General features: G+C 58.8%; 17 protein-coding genes. 4 read left to right on the top strand and 13 right to left on the bottom strand.

The annotated features are described in order from the left end of the window. Window positions 1–10 precede the first annotated feature (10 nt). From AVO44_RS11800 to AVO44_RS11780, 4 genes are all read right to left on the bottom strand, one after another. Complete coding sequence (locus AVO44_RS11800; RefSeq protein ID WP_068337148.1) at window positions 11–553, bottom strand: NADPH-dependent FMN reductase; 543 nt, start codon at window positions 551–553, stop codon at window positions 11–13. Window positions 554–668: 115 nt separating this feature from the next. Next, window positions 669–1,340: a YiaD family glycine zipper/OmpA-like lipoprotein gene (locus AVO44_RS11795; protein ID WP_068337145.1), complete on the bottom strand. Its 672-nt coding sequence runs from the start codon at window positions 1,338–1,340 to the stop codon at window positions 669–671. 100 nt (window positions 1,341–1,440) lie between these two features. Beyond that, window positions 1,441–2,160: a helix-turn-helix transcriptional regulator gene (locus AVO44_RS11790; RefSeq protein ID WP_068337142.1), complete on the bottom strand. Its 720-nt coding sequence runs from the start codon at window positions 2,158–2,160 to the stop codon at window positions 1,441–1,443. 302 nt (window positions 2,161–2,462) lie between these two features. After that, window positions 2,463–3,110 (bottom strand): RluA family pseudouridine synthase, encoded by a 648-nt coding sequence (locus tag AVO44_RS11780; RefSeq protein ID WP_068337136.1) that lies wholly within the window; start codon window positions 3,108–3,110, stop codon window positions 2,463–2,465. Between the two features lie 96 nt (window positions 3,111–3,206). On the opposite strand from AVO44_RS11780, the gene AVO44_RS11775 reads away from it, so the two are divergent. Together AVO44_RS11775 and AVO44_RS21475 are read left to right on the top strand one after the other, a co-directional pair. After that, window positions 3,207–3,617: a nuclear transport factor 2 family protein gene (locus tag AVO44_RS11775; RefSeq protein WP_068337132.1), complete on the top strand. Its 411-nt coding sequence runs from the start codon at window positions 3,207–3,209 to the stop codon at window positions 3,615–3,617. Between the two features lie 2 nt (window positions 3,618–3,619). After that, window positions 3,620–4,324, top strand: a complete 705-nt coding sequence (locus tag AVO44_RS21475) for an SGNH/GDSL hydrolase family protein (protein ID WP_082677478.1) — start codon at window positions 3,620–3,622, stop codon at window positions 4,322–4,324. Here the strand turns inward: AVO44_RS21475 and rarD are convergent. The 8 genes from rarD to AVO44_RS11735 all read right to left on the bottom strand — a co-directional run bounded on the left by rarD (window position 4,315) and on the right by AVO44_RS11735 (window position 14,171). Further along, complete coding sequence (rarD, locus tag AVO44_RS21470; protein WP_082677477.1) at window positions 4,315–5,190, bottom strand: EamA family transporter RarD; 876 nt, start codon at window positions 5,188–5,190, stop codon at window positions 4,315–4,317. The genes AVO44_RS21475 and rarD overlap by 10 nt on opposite strands. Window positions 5,191–5,380: 190 nt before the next feature. After that, window positions 5,381–7,834 (bottom strand): GcvT family protein, encoded by a 2,454-nt coding sequence (locus AVO44_RS11765; protein WP_068337129.1) that lies wholly within the window; start codon window positions 7,832–7,834, stop codon window positions 5,381–5,383. Between the two features lie 151 nt (window positions 7,835–7,985). Then, window positions 7,986–8,879 carry a homocysteine S-methyltransferase family protein gene (locus tag AVO44_RS11760; protein WP_068337126.1) on the bottom strand — a complete coding sequence of 298 codons (894 nt, stop codon included), beginning with the start codon at window positions 8,877–8,879 and terminating at the stop codon, window positions 7,986–7,988. 13 nt (window positions 8,880–8,892) lie between these two features. Beyond that, complete coding sequence (locus AVO44_RS11755) at window positions 8,893–9,945, bottom strand: zinc-binding dehydrogenase (RefSeq protein WP_068337122.1); 1,053 nt, start codon at window positions 9,943–9,945, stop codon at window positions 8,893–8,895. 176 nt (window positions 9,946–10,121) lie between these two features. After that, window positions 10,122–12,575, bottom strand: a complete 2,454-nt coding sequence (locus AVO44_RS11750) for a GcvT family protein (RefSeq protein ID WP_068337119.1) — start codon at window positions 12,573–12,575, stop codon at window positions 10,122–10,124. A gap of 15 nt (window positions 12,576–12,590) precedes the next feature. Continuing rightward, window positions 12,591–12,971, bottom strand: a complete 381-nt coding sequence (locus AVO44_RS11745) for a GFA family protein (protein WP_068337116.1) — start codon at window positions 12,969–12,971, stop codon at window positions 12,591–12,593. 4 nt (window positions 12,972–12,975) lie between these two features. Further along, the gene (locus tag AVO44_RS11740) at window positions 12,976–13,602 is read right to left on the bottom strand and encodes a LysE family translocator (RefSeq protein WP_068337114.1); all 627 of its coding nucleotides are present in this window, start codon (window positions 13,600–13,602) and stop codon (window positions 12,976–12,978) included. Continuing rightward, entirely contained in the window at window positions 13,602–14,171 is a 570-nt protein-coding gene (locus AVO44_RS11735; RefSeq protein WP_068337111.1) for a helix-turn-helix domain-containing protein, read from the bottom strand. Before AVO44_RS11735 ends, AVO44_RS11740 begins: the two co-directional genes overlap by 1 nt. 42 nt (window positions 14,172–14,213) lie before the next feature. Here AVO44_RS11735 and AVO44_RS11730 point away from each other — a divergent pair, with 42 nt between their 5' ends. Beyond that, complete coding sequence (locus AVO44_RS11730; RefSeq protein WP_233421974.1) at window positions 14,214–14,567, top strand: DUF1294 domain-containing protein; 354 nt, start codon at window positions 14,214–14,216, stop codon at window positions 14,565–14,567. 111 nt (window positions 14,568–14,678) lie between these two features. Continuing rightward, window positions 14,679–15,068: an SHOCT domain-containing protein gene (locus AVO44_RS11725; protein WP_068337109.1), complete on the top strand. Its 390-nt coding sequence runs from the start codon at window positions 14,679–14,681 to the stop codon at window positions 15,066–15,068. Window positions 15,069–15,119: 51 nt separating this feature from the next. Here AVO44_RS11725 and AVO44_RS11720 read toward each other — a convergent pair whose 3' ends face one another. Further along, complete coding sequence (locus AVO44_RS11720) at window positions 15,120–15,572, bottom strand: GAF domain-containing protein (RefSeq protein WP_068337335.1); 453 nt, start codon at window positions 15,570–15,572, stop codon at window positions 15,120–15,122. Window positions 15,573–15,626 lie beyond the last annotated feature (54 nt).

The raw sequence follows: 15,626 nt of genomic DNA, 5'->3' as shown, positions 1-15,626 counted from the left end.
GGAACAAGCGCTAGAAACCCGCCTCGGCCCTTAGCTTTTCCATCAGGGTCCGCAGCGTGCTTTCATAGCGGTCGCTGGTGAGTTTACCGTGTTCATCAAACTCGTTGGAACTGTCGGCCAGGTGCATTTCAGGCCCTTGCAGGATACGCGGCTGGAACGGCACCATGTAGCCGCGCAACACCATCTGTGCGCGCTCGCCACCGGCGCGGCCAGCGGCGGCGGACATCACGGCCACCGGTTTATCAGCCCAAGGTCGCCCGCCCGTCCGGCTGACCCAATCCAGCGCATTTTTCAGAACGCCGGACGGCCCCTTGTTGTATTCCGGGGTAGAGATGATGACCGCATGGGCCTGCGCGATTTGGTCGGACAAAGTCTGTACGGCCTCGGGAATGCCTTCACCATCCTCAAGATCCCCATCATACAAGGGCAGGTTCAGATCTGCCTCGATATGTGTTCCGGGGGCAAACAGACGCGCTGCTTCCCGCAGCAGTTTTCGGTTGGTCGCATTTTGGCGCAATGAGCCCGACAGGCTCAGAAGGATCGGTTCGGACATTCATCAGCTCCGCTATTGTAATTCCCAATAGCTAGTTCAGAATTTGCGCGGGCCAAAGCCCATGTGACGCGCCGTCAATTTGCAATCAGGGCGCGTCGAAACGCGCCCTGAATGCTCAGGTACGGCCGTTGGGAACGATTTCGATATCGACCCGGCGATTCTGCGCCTTGCCCTCGGGCGTCAGGTTCGAGGCGGCTGGCCGGCTTTCCCCAAGACCAAGCGTTGAAATCCGGGCACCGCTGACACCATTGGCCTGCAAAATGTCTGCCACCGATCTGGCGCGGCGTTCGGACAGAGCCTGATTGTAGGACGCCTCCCCATCACTGTCGGTGTGGCCGATGACCTGAACGTTCGAATTGGGGTAATTCACAAGGTTTTGCCCCACCCGCACCAGATCAGACCGCAGCGCCGGGCGAACGGTCGCGCTGTCGGTATCAAAGGTGATGTCATTCGGCACGGTAACGATCAGTCGGTCACCGGCGTTGGTGACGATAATGCCCTGATTGGCCAGTTGCTGGCGCAGTTCAGCCGCTTGTCTATCCAGTTGATTGCCGATCAGACCACCCCCGGCGGCACCAATCGCCGCACCGGCAGCCGCACCCAAGAGCGGGTCCGAGCTGTTCGCGATAGCACCTACCCCGGCACCAACCAAACCACCCAGAATTGCGCCCTGCCTGGTGTTCTGATTGGGATCGGCAGGCAAGTTCAGCGTGCCCGGATCGGCACAGGCGGCCAGCATCATGGCCGCACCCAGCCCAGCGGGAATAACAAATTTGGAAATCGACATGATAACACCTTCTGCTCCGGCGCCCGTTTTCCGGGCGCATATTGTTTGGTGCAGTATATCGCTTTACCCGCAGTTAGGCTCAAGCAACAATCAGGTGAAATCAGCGAATACCTGCCAACTCGGACGGGTCGCATCGCCCAGCCAGTACTTGTGCACTGTTTCGTTCCTGCCAGAGTTCCCGAAGCGACCTTGCCTGCCCCGAAAAGCTTTGCCCAACATATTCGCTGGCCCAGATTCGGTCGGTTCGGAAATGCCTGAACCCGTCGCGCAGTTCGCACCACCCCGCCAGCATCGTACATTCGGTATGATAGATCAGCGCCACCGGGCGGACCACGCGTTCCGTGCGATCGCCATCGCCATTCTCGTAAGTTATGCGAATTTTCTGTTCGGCTCGGATCGCTTCGCGAAAACTGGCAACGGGAATACAGCCCTTGGCCGGATCATCAACCGGAGCGCCCCACGGCGCAACATGCAGCCAATCCGCGGGGCAATGCAGCGCCTCGATCTTTTGGCAGATGCGGTTGGCGGCGCGCTGCAAGTGGCTGTCTCCGGTTCGTGCCAGAAGCGACAGACCGACCCACAGCGCCTCAACTTCTTCTGCGTCGAAGTTCAAGGGCGGCAGATCATACCCGCGCCGCATCAGATACCCGATCCCCGCCTCGCCTTCGATAGGTGTCCGCTGGGCCTGCAACTCGGCAATGTCGCGATAAACCGTGCGTACGGAAACTTCCAGCTGCGCGGCCAGTTCCTCGGCGGTCACCGGCGCACCTGCGGCCCGCAGGATCTGGATGATTTCAAACAATCTGGTTGAGCGGCGCATATGTTCCTCCGTGCGATCTGCTGACATCTTATCACTCGCCCCTGACAGGGTAGTGTCAGGAGTGATGCGCGAAGCTGGGCCCGTTCTTGAATAAACGGAGACAGAACATGCCCTGCCTCGACAACCACGTCATGATGACGCTGAAACTTGGTCAATGGTCTCAGGACCACGCTTTGCGGGCGTTCGAAATCGAGCGCGAGATTGCCGCGACTCGACACTGCAGCCTGACCAGCGCGAAGACACGCAAAAGGTGGCTTTCTCTCGGAAAGTTGAAACGGCTTTTGAGAAAACCGGCCTGAGTTCTAAAAATCCGCTTTGGCCCGGAACTTCATTGAAACACCGCCTTCGGGGTGTTTAAGCCGCAGCTCTTCGGAATGCAGCATCAGGCGCGAGAAATCCCGCGCTGGCCCTTCGGCGTAAAACGGGTCACCCAGAATCGGGTGACCCAGCGCCTGCATATGTACGCGCAACTGGTGCGAACGGCCCGTTTTTGGAAATAGCCGAAGGCGGGTCGTTTCACCCTCATGCTTCACGACGCGCCACTCTGTGATGGCTGCCTTGCCCGTCTCGTGACAGACCATCTGACGCGGTCGGTTGGGCCAATCCACGATCAGCGGCAGGTCAACTGTTCCCGTTTTATCAGCGACCCGCCCCCAGACACGCGCCACATAGGTCTTTCGGGTCTGGCGGTTCTCGAATTGCAAGCCCAGGTGCCGCTGCGCATGGGGGGTTTGTGCAAAAACCATCACGCCGGATGTATCCCGATCCAGCCGATGCACCAAAAGGGCCTGCGGGAATGCCGCCTGTACCCGCGCCAGCAGACAATCGGCCAGATGCGCGCCCCGCCCCGGCACTGACAACAGGCCCGCTGGCTTGTTCACCACAATCAACTGCGCGTCCTCGTGCAATACATCCAAGGGTGTCGTCGGGGGGTCATAGGTCTCGCTCATGCGCGCCTGCGTATCGCAGCGCGCGACCTCCCGCAACGTCGGGCTTGCCTGAGTGGACTGGTTCCGCAACTCTGCCCCAAAAGGTAAGGAGACCCCATGCACCCCACTATCGAACGCATGCAAGAGGTGGTTGCCAAAGGCGATGAAAGCCTGATCTGCGAATTGCTGGCCGAAGATGTTCGGTTCTCTCCGCCGACTTACTACAGCACCTGGACCGGGCGTGCGCCTGTGGCAGCTGTACTGGGGCATGTGGGGCAGGTCTTTTCCGACTTTCGCTATCGCCGTGTTTTGGGCGAAGGCAACGATTGGGCCCTGGAGTTTCAATGCAAGGTCGGGGATCTGGATGCCGTGGGCGTTGACCTGATAACCCTCAACAAGGATGGCTTGATCCAGGAGTTCGAGGTCGTCATGCGGCCATACAAGACCATCGGCGCCCTGCGTGAGGCGATGATGGCGCGCATCATGACAGACGCGCGGTTCCTTGAGTTCAAAAGCGCGCTGAGCTGACGATGCCCGTTGCCGCAGATCAACTGCTCCGCTTGCCCTTGCTGCCGGTTCTGGCTGCTCAAGGCCTATCGGTACGCCGCAAGGCGCAACGTCTGCCCGAACCGATTGGCCCACGCCAAGGGCGCATAGGGCGTGGCCCCCGATTGCGCTTGCTGATTGCCGGAGACAGCTCTGCCGCCGGGGTCGGCGCGGGAACACAGGCGCAAGCTTTGTCCGGGCATCTCGTCACCCGATTGGCCAAGCACTATGCTGTTGAATGGCGGCTTGAGGCCACGACCGGGCATCGGACGCAGGACACGATTGACCGGCTTGGCAAAATCAATGACCAGTTCGATATGGCGGTCACCGCGCTTGGCGTGAATGACGTGACCCGAGGTGTGACGCGCCGACGGTTCATCACGCAGCAGACCCAATTGCTTGATCTCTTGTCCGGTCGATTGGGTGCTAGGCGGATTGTGGTCACTGCGGTGCCACAGATGCAAAGGTTCCCGGCGTTGCCACAACCGCTGGCCTGGGTTCTTGGACGTCAGGCCGCGCGGCTGGATCAGGGTTTGCAGCAGGTCGCAGACAGTTTTCCAAAGGTCCGGCATCTGAAACTGGACCTGCCCGACGACCCGGCCCTTGCCGCCCCTGACGGATATCACCCCAGTCCGAAAGCCTATGCCCTATGGGCCGAGGAAGCCGCCCGTCTGCTGCGTCAAGCCTGAGCGCGCACCTGCCGGATCATCGGGATCGAATACACCACCAAAGCGGTCCAGATTAGCGGGAAGGCAATCATGCGCCCACGGTCAATCTGTTCGCCAAAAACAGTGATCGCCGTGATAAAGATCATGGTCGGAGCGATATATTGCAGGATGCCCATCGTCGACAGCCGTACCAGCTTGGCCCCGTTGGCATAAACAAGCAGCGGCACCGCCGTCACGATCCCAGCCCCCACCAGCAGCATTGTGTCCGTCGCGGTGACTCCAAAATGCCCCGTGCCTTGCACACCCAGCCATGTGACATATGCCAAGGCCGGGATCAGCAGGATCAGAACCTCAAGCAAAAAGCCCTGATTGGGCCCGATGGGAAGGGACCGTTTGAAAAAGGCATAGAACCCCCAACTGACCATCAACCCCAGCGCGGGCCAAGGCAGGCTGCCTGCCTCGACAATCAGAACCAGCACGCCCAGCGCGGCAATCGCCACCGCCGCCAGTTGCGTTTTTGTCAACGGCTCGCGCAGCAGAATCGCGCCCAGCGCTATGCTGAACAATGGGTTGATGTAATAGCCAAGCGCGGCATCCAAAGCCCGGTCATTTGCAATGGACCAGACATAGATCGCCCAATTCACCGAGATCAGCGCCGCCGTCAGACAGGCCATTCCCAGCATCTTGGGGTTCACCAATGCCGCCTTCAAATCCCGCGTGCGCCCCAACGCGACCAGCAGCAGTCCGGCAACGGGAACCGACCAGATGATACGATGCGACACGATCTCGACCGCCCCGACATGCGCAATGGCTTTCATGTACAACGGCAGAAAGCCCCACAGGACGTATGCCGTAACAGCCAGCACCAGCCCCTTGGGCGTGTCCATCGTGTTCGGCGGTAAGGGGGTGTCTGCCACGGCGGGTCTCCGATTGATACCCTGGTTCTCTATGGCAAATCAGGCGCGCTTGGGAACTCAGAAAACTGTGAACAAGGTCATCACGAATGCTGATGTATCCGACCTACTAGTGACGGCCGGTCGGAAAGGGCCGGGGCGCAGAAGCGCCCCGACGATTTGATCACACCTTAACGCGTTCGGATTTCGGATCGTACATCGGCTTGAGCGATGCCTCTGCCTTAACTTTCACACCGCACACGTCGATCTCATAGTCTGAAGCCAGAACATCCGCCGCGTTCTCCCCTTTGCACGGGACATAGCCCATACCAATGGCACCACCCAGGGTATGACCGTAGTTGCCGGAACTCAGATAGCCTACATACTCGCCATCCCGAATGATCGGTTCGTTGTGGAACAGCAACGGCTCAGGATCGGTCAGTTTAAACTGCACCAGGCGGCTCTTCGGTCCGCTTTCCTTGCGCGCAATCACGGCCTCGCGTCCGATGAAGTCACAGCCTTTGTCCACCTTCACGGCAAAGCCGAGGCCCGCGTCGACCACGTGATCCTCGCAGGTGATGTCATGGCCGAAATGGCGGAACCCCTTTTCGATCCTGCAGCTGTCCATCATGTGCATACCGCAAAGCTTCAGCCCCATGTCCTGCCCGGCTTCGTACAGGGTTTCAAAAACATGGCCAGCCATGTCCGCCGAGACATAGACCTCCCACCCCAATTCACCCACATATGTGACGCGGTGTACACGGGCCAGCCCCATGCCGAGTTCAATCTCTTGCGCGGAGCCAAACGGGTTGGTCGCGTTCGAAAAATCACCCGGCGACACTCTTTCAAGCAGCGCGCGCGCATTCGGACCCATAACAGCCAGAACACCTTCGCCAGCAGTCACATCCGTGATGACGACATTGAAATCACCTGCATGGCGCATCATCCATGTCTGATCCGCCAAGCGGGTCGCTGCCGGGGTGACAACCAGATATGCGGTCTCGGTCAGGCGCGTAACGGTCACGTCAGCCTCAATCCCGCCGGTGCGGTTCAGGAACTGCGTGTAGACGATCTTGCCAGTTGGCACCGAATAGTCACCACCGCCGATGTAGTTCATGAATCTCTGGGCATCCGGCCCTTCAACGCGGATTTTTCCGAAGGACGACATATCGTACATGCCGACGTTTTCACGGACCGCGCGGTGCTCGGCCGCCGAGTTCTCGAACCAGTTCTGGCGCTTCCAACTGTACTGGTATTCGCGTTCCTGTCCTTCACTGGCAAACCAGTTGGCGCGTTCCCACCCTGCCAGTTCGCCGAAAACCGCGCCTTGTTCCTTGAGGTGGTGATGGAACGGGGTCCGGCGAACGCCGCGGGCAGTCGCCTTCTGGCGGTAGGGGTAGTGGTCGGCATAGAGCAAACCCAGCGTTTCCTTGGACCGTTCGAACAGATACTTCTTGTTGCCCTGAAACGGCTGCATCCGGCCGATATCCACATCCCCTAGATCAAACGGTCTCTCGCCGCTATCCATCCATTCGGCCAGCGCCATACCGGCACCGCCCGCCGATTGGATACCGATTGAGTTAAACCCGGCCGCCACCCAGAAATTATCCATCTCGGGTGCAAGGCCCAGATGGTAGGCATCGTCAGGCGTGAAAGATTCCGGGCCGTTGAAAAAGGTATGAATACCCGCCTCGGCCAGCATGGGCATACGGTTGCACGCGGCCTCAAGGATCGGTTCGAAATGGTCAAAATCCTCGGGTAGCTGGTCGAATTCAAAACTGTCAGGGATGCCCTTCATCGCCCAGGGCTTTGCGTTTGGTTCAAACGCGCCCAGCAGCATTTTACCCGCGTCTTCTTTGTAATAGGCGCATTCGTCAGGGACGCGCAGCACCGGCAATTGGGTCAGACCTTCAATGGCTTCGGTGACAATGTAGAAATGCTCACACGCGTGCAGCGGGACGTTCACCCCAGCCATGCGGCCAACTTCGTGGCCCCACATGCCTGCACAGTTTACAACCATATCGCATTCAATATGGCCCGAGGCACTACCGTCATCCGCCACCCAATCCACACCGATTACCTTACGGCCCTGTTTGACGATATCGGTGACTTTTACACGTTCCTTTACGATGCCACCGCGCTGGCGGGCGCCTTTGGCCAAAGCAAGGGCAATATTTGCCGGGTCACCCTGCCCGTCCAGCGGCAAATAAACAGCACCTTTGACACCATCGAGGTTCAGATGCGGATAAAGCGCCTGCACGCGTTCATTCGAAATCTCTTCGACCTCAACACCAAAAGCGCGCGCCATGGCCGCTTGCCGATAAATCTCTTCCTTGCGTTCCTCAGTCAACGCGACGGTAATTGATCCGCACCGCTTGAACCCGGTGGCGACGCCGGTTTCTTCTTCAAGTGAGCCGTAGAGCTCTTGACTGTACTTCGCCAGCTTGGTCATGTTCGCCGTTGCACGTAGCTGCGCTATTAGGCCTGCGGCGTGCCATGTGGTGCCGCTGGTTAATTGCTTGCGCTCAAGCAATACTACGTCCTTCCAACCCTTCTTGGTCAGGTGATACGCGACCGAGCATCCGATAACGCCGCCGCCAATGATCACCACTCGGGCCTTGCTGGGAAGATCAACCATCCTGAAATCTCCGCTGTGTCAGGTTTGTGCTAAAATGCCATGAAAGACCGACAACAAATGTGCGAAAACCGTCACAGTATCGGCGATTATTACCGATGCGGTGCCGCACGTTTGTGTTGAAGCGTCCGCCGGTATTCCCATCCGCTGCCTCTCAGACAATCTGGTGACCGGCTGCGCGCAGCCGGTTGGCAAGGGTTTCGATATGATCCGGCCCGACTTCGCAACAGCCGCCAACAATGGTTGCCCCTTGCGCCACCCAGCCCATCGCATGATCCGCATAGGCATCAGGTCCCAGATCATGACGCTGTTCCAGTGCATCCACCGTGGGCGCGTCTTGTAAAAACCCCTGGGTGATGCGCGTGAATCCGTTGGCATAGGCGCCGAATGGGCGCCCCAGTTTTGCGATGATCTTCAGCGCGGCCGGGATGGCCTCGGGGCGCGAGCAGTTGATCAGAACAGCCTCGGGCGCGAAATGATCCACCACCGGAGCGATATCGGAGAGCGGCTCGCCCGAACGCAACCGTGTCCCGTCATCATCCATAACCGAAAGCCCGAGCCAGACCGGTTTGCCACCATGCGCAGTACCGCGCAAAACACCTTCGGCCTCTTGCACCGAGGAAACGGTTTCGATCAGGAACAGATCGACGCGTTCACGCATAAGGTTCACCAGCTCAGAGAATTTTGCGGCGGCGTCGTCCACATCTGGTTTCAGGTCGGGCCGGTAAGAGGCCAGCAAAGGCCCAAGCGCCCCGGCAATGCACCCGCCATTTGACTCGCGCGCCCGTTCGGCCTGTGTCAGGGCCGCGTTGACCAGATCCGCCAGTTGGTCTTCCATCTGCTCCCGCGCAAGCCGCGACCGGTGAATGGCGTAGGTGTTTGTTGTGGCCACTGTCGCCCCGCGCCGGAAATACTCTGCATGCACGTCCCCGACCAGCTCAGGATGGTCGATCATGACGCGGGTCGACCACAAGGGTGTTGGCTTGTCACCACTGCGTTTGACCAATTCCTGCCCGATTGAGCCATCCAAAAGAGTGATATTCGCCATGTTTTCAGCCTAGTTAGGGGATCAGAACAAGTTTGCCCGGATACGATTTGGATTGAAAATCCTCCTGCGCAGCGGCGATGTCTTTTAGCGGATAGGTCTTTGAAATCAAAGGTCTGATCCGACCGCTATTGATCATCTCAACCAGTCGCCCAAATACCTCGAAGGCCTGATGGGTGCAGCCGTGAATGGTGATGTCGCGCAGGTAGATGTCGCGCAGATCGGCCTGCACCACCGGGCCAGCGATGGCACCCGAAACCGCATAGTGTCCACCCGGCTTCAGCGCGAGTATCAGACCGGGCCACGCAGGTCCGCCCACAACGTCGATCACCACGTCGAAAGTGTCGGTGGGCAGCGCCGCGTCACGGTCAAACGTATCTACAGCGCCCTGGCTTTTGACAACCTCGGCCTTGGCTGGGCTGGTCACACCCCAAACCGTTGCCCCGCGCAACGCCGCCAGCTGCACGGTGGCCAGTCCAACGCCGCCCGATGCGCCTGTGACCAGCACGTTCTGTCCAGGGCTCACACCTGCGCGGGTCAGCAGGTTTTCGGCGGTGCCAAAAGCGCAGGGGATCGCGGCAATCTCAACATCAGACAGGGGTGAGGCCGAAACATCATAGAGATCACCCGCCTCGACCAGACAATATTGCGCAAAAGCTCCGTCCATTTCTGAGCCCAAGGCGATAAAACCGGTCGGGTTTCCAGGTCGTGGCCGTGGCAGGTTGATCGGACAGGTCACGCGCTGGCCGGGTCGGAGCGCCGCCCCTTGTCCAACCGCCGCTACGACCCCGCAAAGATCACCGCCCTGAATGCGCGGGAACTGCAACGCACCGCCCCAGCCTCCGGCCTCAACATCCTGATCGACCGCATCCGTGGCACTGGTCACGTCCGAGGAATACCAGCCGACCCGCGTATTGATATCGGTGTTGTTCACGCCCGCCGCTGCAACCCGAACCACAACCTGCCGCGGACCGGGCCTTGGCACCGGTATGTCATCGCGCCATTCCAGAGCCTCTGGCCCGCCGTGTCGGGTCAGGTAAACGCCGGACATGTGATTGGGGAGGGTCATTGGATTTCACCTTTACGTCTTGTCGTCCAGATGCGGTGTCACCGACCCCATCAGAATTATGCATCGCCCGTGTTCTGACCCGACACCGTGTAATAGGGTTTGGTCAGTCTTCCGGTTATAAATGGGACCCAGATCGGGTCCCATCATGCGTATCGTTTGCTCACGGCAGTTTCCTGTCAGGCGCGAAGCCGCTGGTTCTCAGGATCCCAAAGCGGCTGGTCTTTTTCTACGACCGCACGATGCTTTTGCCCGTAGATTTCGACCTCAAGCTCGGTGCCCGGATTTGCCAGTTCAGCCTTGATCATGCCCAACGCGATGGACTTGCCGACACGGTATCCCCATGCGCCCGAGGTCGTCTCGCCCACAATCTGGTCACCTTGCCAGATGCACGACATGTACGGCGCGTCGCAGTCACCCGCATCCACGGTCAGGGTTACAAAGGACTTTTTCACACCCTGCTGTTTTTCGTTCAGGATCGCAGCCTTACCCGGAAAATCCTGCGGCTTATCAAGCTTGACGAACCGCTCCAAGCCACCTTCCAACAGCGAATAGTCGGTCGAAAGATCGCCCTTCCACGCGCGGTATCCCTTTTCGATGCGCAGTGAGTTCAGGGCGTACATGCCGAAAGGCTTGGCCCCGGCCTCAAGGATCGCGTCATAAATGGCAGGCATATCCGCGTTTTCTGCATGAACCTCCCACCCGAGCTCACCCGCGAAGGACACGCGTAAAAGCGCAACCCAGCCGCCGGTGATTTCACTCTCCTGAAAGCTGAGCCATGGAAGCGAAAGATCTGCATCGCAAACCTTGCTGAGCACCTCGCGCGACTTTGGGCCGGTCACGATCAGTGTGCTCATCCGCGTCGTCCAATCCTCCAGCGTAAAGGCCGCGTCAGCAGGTATGTGGCGTTCTAGCCATTCGCGGTCATGCCATTGCGCCGTGGCCGCAGTCACCAAAACGAAGAGGTTTTCGGCCTCACGCGTCACAGACATTTCCGTAAGGATGCGACCTCGTTCATCGGCGAAATATACCAACCCGACGCGACCAATCTTGGGCAAAGCGCCCGTTACAAGACCCCGCAGCCATTCGTCCGCGCCCGGACCTTGTATTTTGAACCGCGAAAACCCCGGCAGATCCAGCACGCCACAGTCGTCTCGCACGGTTTCACATTCTTCTTTGACGCGCTGCTCCCACGGACCCGAGCGACCCCAGGTATGTGTGGCCTCAAGCGACGTGTCGTCGCCCGGCTTGGCGAACCAGTTGGCGCGCTCCCAGCCGTTATAGGCACCCATCACACCGCCCAGCGCTTTGACCTTGTCATGTACGGGTGACAGTTTCTTGTCCCGCGCGGCGGGCCATTCGTGATGCGGGAAGTGCATGGCGTATTCGTTGCCATAGACCTCCATCCCCTTTTGGTTGCAGTAATCCTGATCGGTGTAATCGGTATAGCGGCGCGGATCGACCGCCCACATATCCCATTCGGTGTGGCCATCGACGATCCATTCGGCCAGCACCTTGCCTGCACCGCCGCCTTGGGCAATGCCGAAGGTGAAAGTGTGCGCCTCAAACGCATTCTTCACGCCCGGCATGGGTCCCAACAGCGGCAGACCGTCCGGCGCGTATGGAATCGGGCCGTTGATTACGCGGCCCACGCCCGAGGTAGCCATCAGTGGCACCCTCTCCATCGCGTCTGTAACGATTTCTTCGATCCGGTCCAGATCGTCATTCCAAAGCTGGAAGCTGAAATCATCGGGCATGGGATCATCTTCGGTCATCCAGTGGCCCTTGCAGTTGGGCTCGTAGGGGCCGAGGTTAAAGCCGTTCTTCTCTTGCCGTAGGTAGTAGGAAACATCCACGTCGCGCAGCAACGGCAGCTTGCCACCGTTTTCTTTGGTCCAGGCTTCAATCTCGGGAATCTCGTCGGTCAACAGGTACTGATGGCTCATGACCATCGCGGGTACAGTGCGGCCGCCAAAGGGTTTGAACCACTCACCCACACGCTGCGCGTAGTAGCCCGCAGCGTTGACGACATAGTCACAGTCAATATCGCCCTTGTCAGTATGAACCGTCCATGTGCCGTCCTCCTGCTGGGTCACGCCGGTCGCCGGGCAGAAACGGATGATCTTCTGTCCCAGATCGCGCGCGCCCTTGGCCAATGCCTGCGTCAGCTGCGCCGGGTCGATATCGCCATCGGTCGGGTCGTAGAGCACACCTTCCAGATCATGGGTTTCAAGGAACGGGTAACGTTCCTTGGCCTGTTCCGGGGTCCAAATCTCCATCGGGATGCCCTGATAGCGGCCCATGGACATGGCGCGCTCGAATTCCTGCATCCGCTCCTTACTATGCGCCAGACGGATCGAGCCCGAAACATGGTAGTTCATCGGATAGTCGACCTCTTCGGCAAGCCGCGAATACAGCTCGGTCGAATAGCGCTGCATGTTCATGATCGCCCATGACGTTGAAAAGGTCGGAACGTTGCCCGCCGCGTGCCACGTTGACCCGGCGGTCAGTTCGTTCTTTTCAAGCAAGACGCAATCGGTCCAGCCCTTCTTGGCCAGATGGTACAGCGAGGAAGCCCCCACAACACCGCCACCGATGATAACCACGCGGGCCTTTTTCGGAAAATCGCTCATTGGTCTTGTTCCCTGTTACTGGGCCCGTTGGGGCAGGTCGTCCATGATGTCGTAGTATTCGCCTTTGTCCGCCACGAAGATATGCTGGGCGAGTTTCAATCCGGTGGGTTCGTCCAATGAGCCCACGGAGATCGCGATCGTGTCCTCGTCGTTGTGCTGCCAGAACAGGAACGAACCGCACGCGCTGCAAAAACCACGCTTGGCGATGTCAGACGCGTGATACCAGCCCAGCGTCTCTTGGGCGGTGAAGCTCAGGTTGTCCTCATGCGTCACGGTCGAAGCCCACAGATGCCCTGATTGCCTGCGGCACTGACCACAGTGACACGCGTTGGGCGGGGTGAGGTCTCCTTCAATCGTGAACGCAACCTTGCCGCAAAGACATGAGCCAGTTTGCATGTCGTTATCCCCTAGTTGTTGTGGGCGTGGAGCTGGCCCCCAGCAACACGCCGTAAATAATGAAACAGGCCGCCATTACCCGGCGGACCCAGATGTTGAACACGGCCCCCAACGCGGCCTTGCCCATCAGCGCGCCCAGCAGGGTAAACCCCGTGTAGCTGAGCGTGGTGATAATCAGCGCAGTGGGCATGATCACCCCCATCTGCTGCCACACCGGCACGTCGGGTTGAACGAATTGGGAAAAGGCCGCAAGGTATCCGGCCACGCTTTTGGGGTTGATCGTCGCTACCGCCAGCGCATGCAGATAGACATGCCGCGCGGGTTGTTCGCGGGCCGGGGCGGGCTTGGTCGCGTTTATCCAACCGCGCACACCGACCCATATCAGAAATCCCGCGCCCACCAGCTTGGCAATGAAAAATCCGGTCGGAGACGCCGCGATCAGTGCAGTGATGCCCAGCGCCGACAGGATCAGGAACGCACTCGCCTGAGTCAGGATCGCCAAGACTCCAAGCATCGCTTTGGGAAAAGGCAGGCTCATCCCGTTCGAGATACAATTGACGGCATTCGGACCCGGAGTGGTCACGAAAACCACCCAGAAAAGCGCGAATATGGTCCAGGCCTCAAAACTCATCAATACACCGGTGGCGCGATGACCCAGATAGCCAGGGCAGGCTCATCATAGGGGTTGGTCCATTGATAGGGTTCGTGCTTGATGCGAAAACTGTCGCCCGCGCCTACCGTGAACTGTCGGGATCCAATGGTCAAATCCAACCGGCCCGAAATGACATAGCCGACCTCTTGCGTTGGTCTGTTGGCCGGTTTCTGCATCTTGGACCGTGGCTCGAACGTGGAATGCACCACCTCAAAATCATCGGTCAGATCGGGTGAAAGAAGCTCTTCGATCAACCCCTCATCACCAGACCCCATAGGCCGACGTGTTCCCGCGCGCACGACATAGCCCTGCTCGTCAGCTGGCACTGCGGAATGCGCAAAAAGCATCGACATCGGAACGCCCAGACATTCGGCAATCTGGCGCAGATCCGAGATTGAAGGGTTCGACATGTCTCGCTCAACCTGACTGAGCCACCCCACCGAGCGGTTCAATCGCGTCGCGATCTCGGTCAATGTCAGCCCGCGCGCTTTGCGCAGAGCGCGAATATCGGCTCCAAGTGTCGCGCTATGGGGGGCTTGGCTGTTCATGGCTGGGCGGCACCTTGTGAAATTCGCATCACATTTTTCACGATGTCGCAGAATCATGAAATTTCCAAGGGTTTTTTCATTTGCATTGGTGGCACCGCTTGCTATGCCGCGTTTATGTGGATTGCAGTGATGTACCTATGGGCGATTAACACCCTGACTTTGCTGGCCTTTGGTTGGGACAAGGCCCGCGCGAAACGTCGAAAGCGCCGCGTCCCGGAACGCCGCTTGCTTTGGCTGGCTGCGCTTGGCGGCAGCCCCGGTGCGGTGCTGGGGCGTTGGATGTTCCGGCACAAGACGCGCAAGCGCGGGTTTTCGATCTGGCTGTTCGGGATCTTTTTGACTCAAGCGGCTATGGTTTACCTGATTATATCCGAAACACTGCCCACATTGCTGTAAGCCGCGCATCGCACCCAAAGAATTTTCTAACCAACGCGCGACCTGCCTGTTACAATTGCGTGATCTCAAAGCGCAGGGATTTCTTACAATTGATTAAAGGATTGGACAAAAATGGAAAACGGGCTTGGTTTCTTTGACGTAGTCTGGTCGATCTTCTGGCTGTTCCTGATGGTCGCCTGGTTCTGGGTGATGATATCGGTTGTTGCCGATGTCTTTCGCTCAAAAGACCTGAGCGGAGGCGGCAAGGCGCTGTGGATTGCCTTCGTGATCCTGATCCCATGGTTGGGTGTCCTGTGCTATCTCATCGTGCGCGGCGACAAGATGCATCAACACAGCGTTGAGACCATGAACCAGATTGAAGAGGCTCAGAAGGATTATATCCGATCAGTCGCATCCGTATCTGCCGCGGATGAGATTGAGCGGCTTGCGAGCCTCAAGGAAAAAGGCCACCTGACGGATGAAGAATTCGCCGCTCAGAAAGCCAAGGTACTGGGAACCTGACAGAAAACATTGGCTTTTCCGATCTCGAACGGGGCTTGACGCCGGTCGAGCCTATCTTGCGAAAACGTCTGTAAGGATTGAAGACAGGGCAGACGCGTCCGTTTCGGTGAACGCGTCCGGTTGGTCGCTGTCGATGTCGAAGACGGCGATTATCTCCCCTTGAGCGTTGCGTACCGGCAAAACAATCTCGGACCGGGTGGACGAGGCGCAGGCGATGTGGCCCGGAAAAGCATCCACGTCCGGAACCAGTTGTACCTCGCCCGTGCGCGCCGCCGCGCCACAGACTCCCCGGTCGAACGGAATGACAAGGCAACCATGACCGCCTTGGTATGGACCGATCTTCAACAAACCCGGTTCGGTAACGCGATAGAACCCGGTCCAGTCGAACCGATCATCTGAATGGTGCACCTCGCAGGCGACGGTTGCCATCAGCGCAACCTGATCCGTTTCACCTTCGGTCAGCGCAGATATGGTTTTCGCCAGGGCGTCGTAGTCAGCGGTCATGGTCGTGCTCATTGCAGGAATTTTTCCCCGCACTATGCGGAAAAGGACAGGGGG

This window comes from Ruegeria profundi (genome assembly GCF_001507545.1).
GTDB lineage: Bacteria > Pseudomonadota > Alphaproteobacteria > Rhodobacterales > Rhodobacteraceae > Ruegeria > Ruegeria profundi.
Note: the sequence above shows the minus strand (reverse complement) of the source record. Positions and strands in the feature narration are given on the sequence as shown.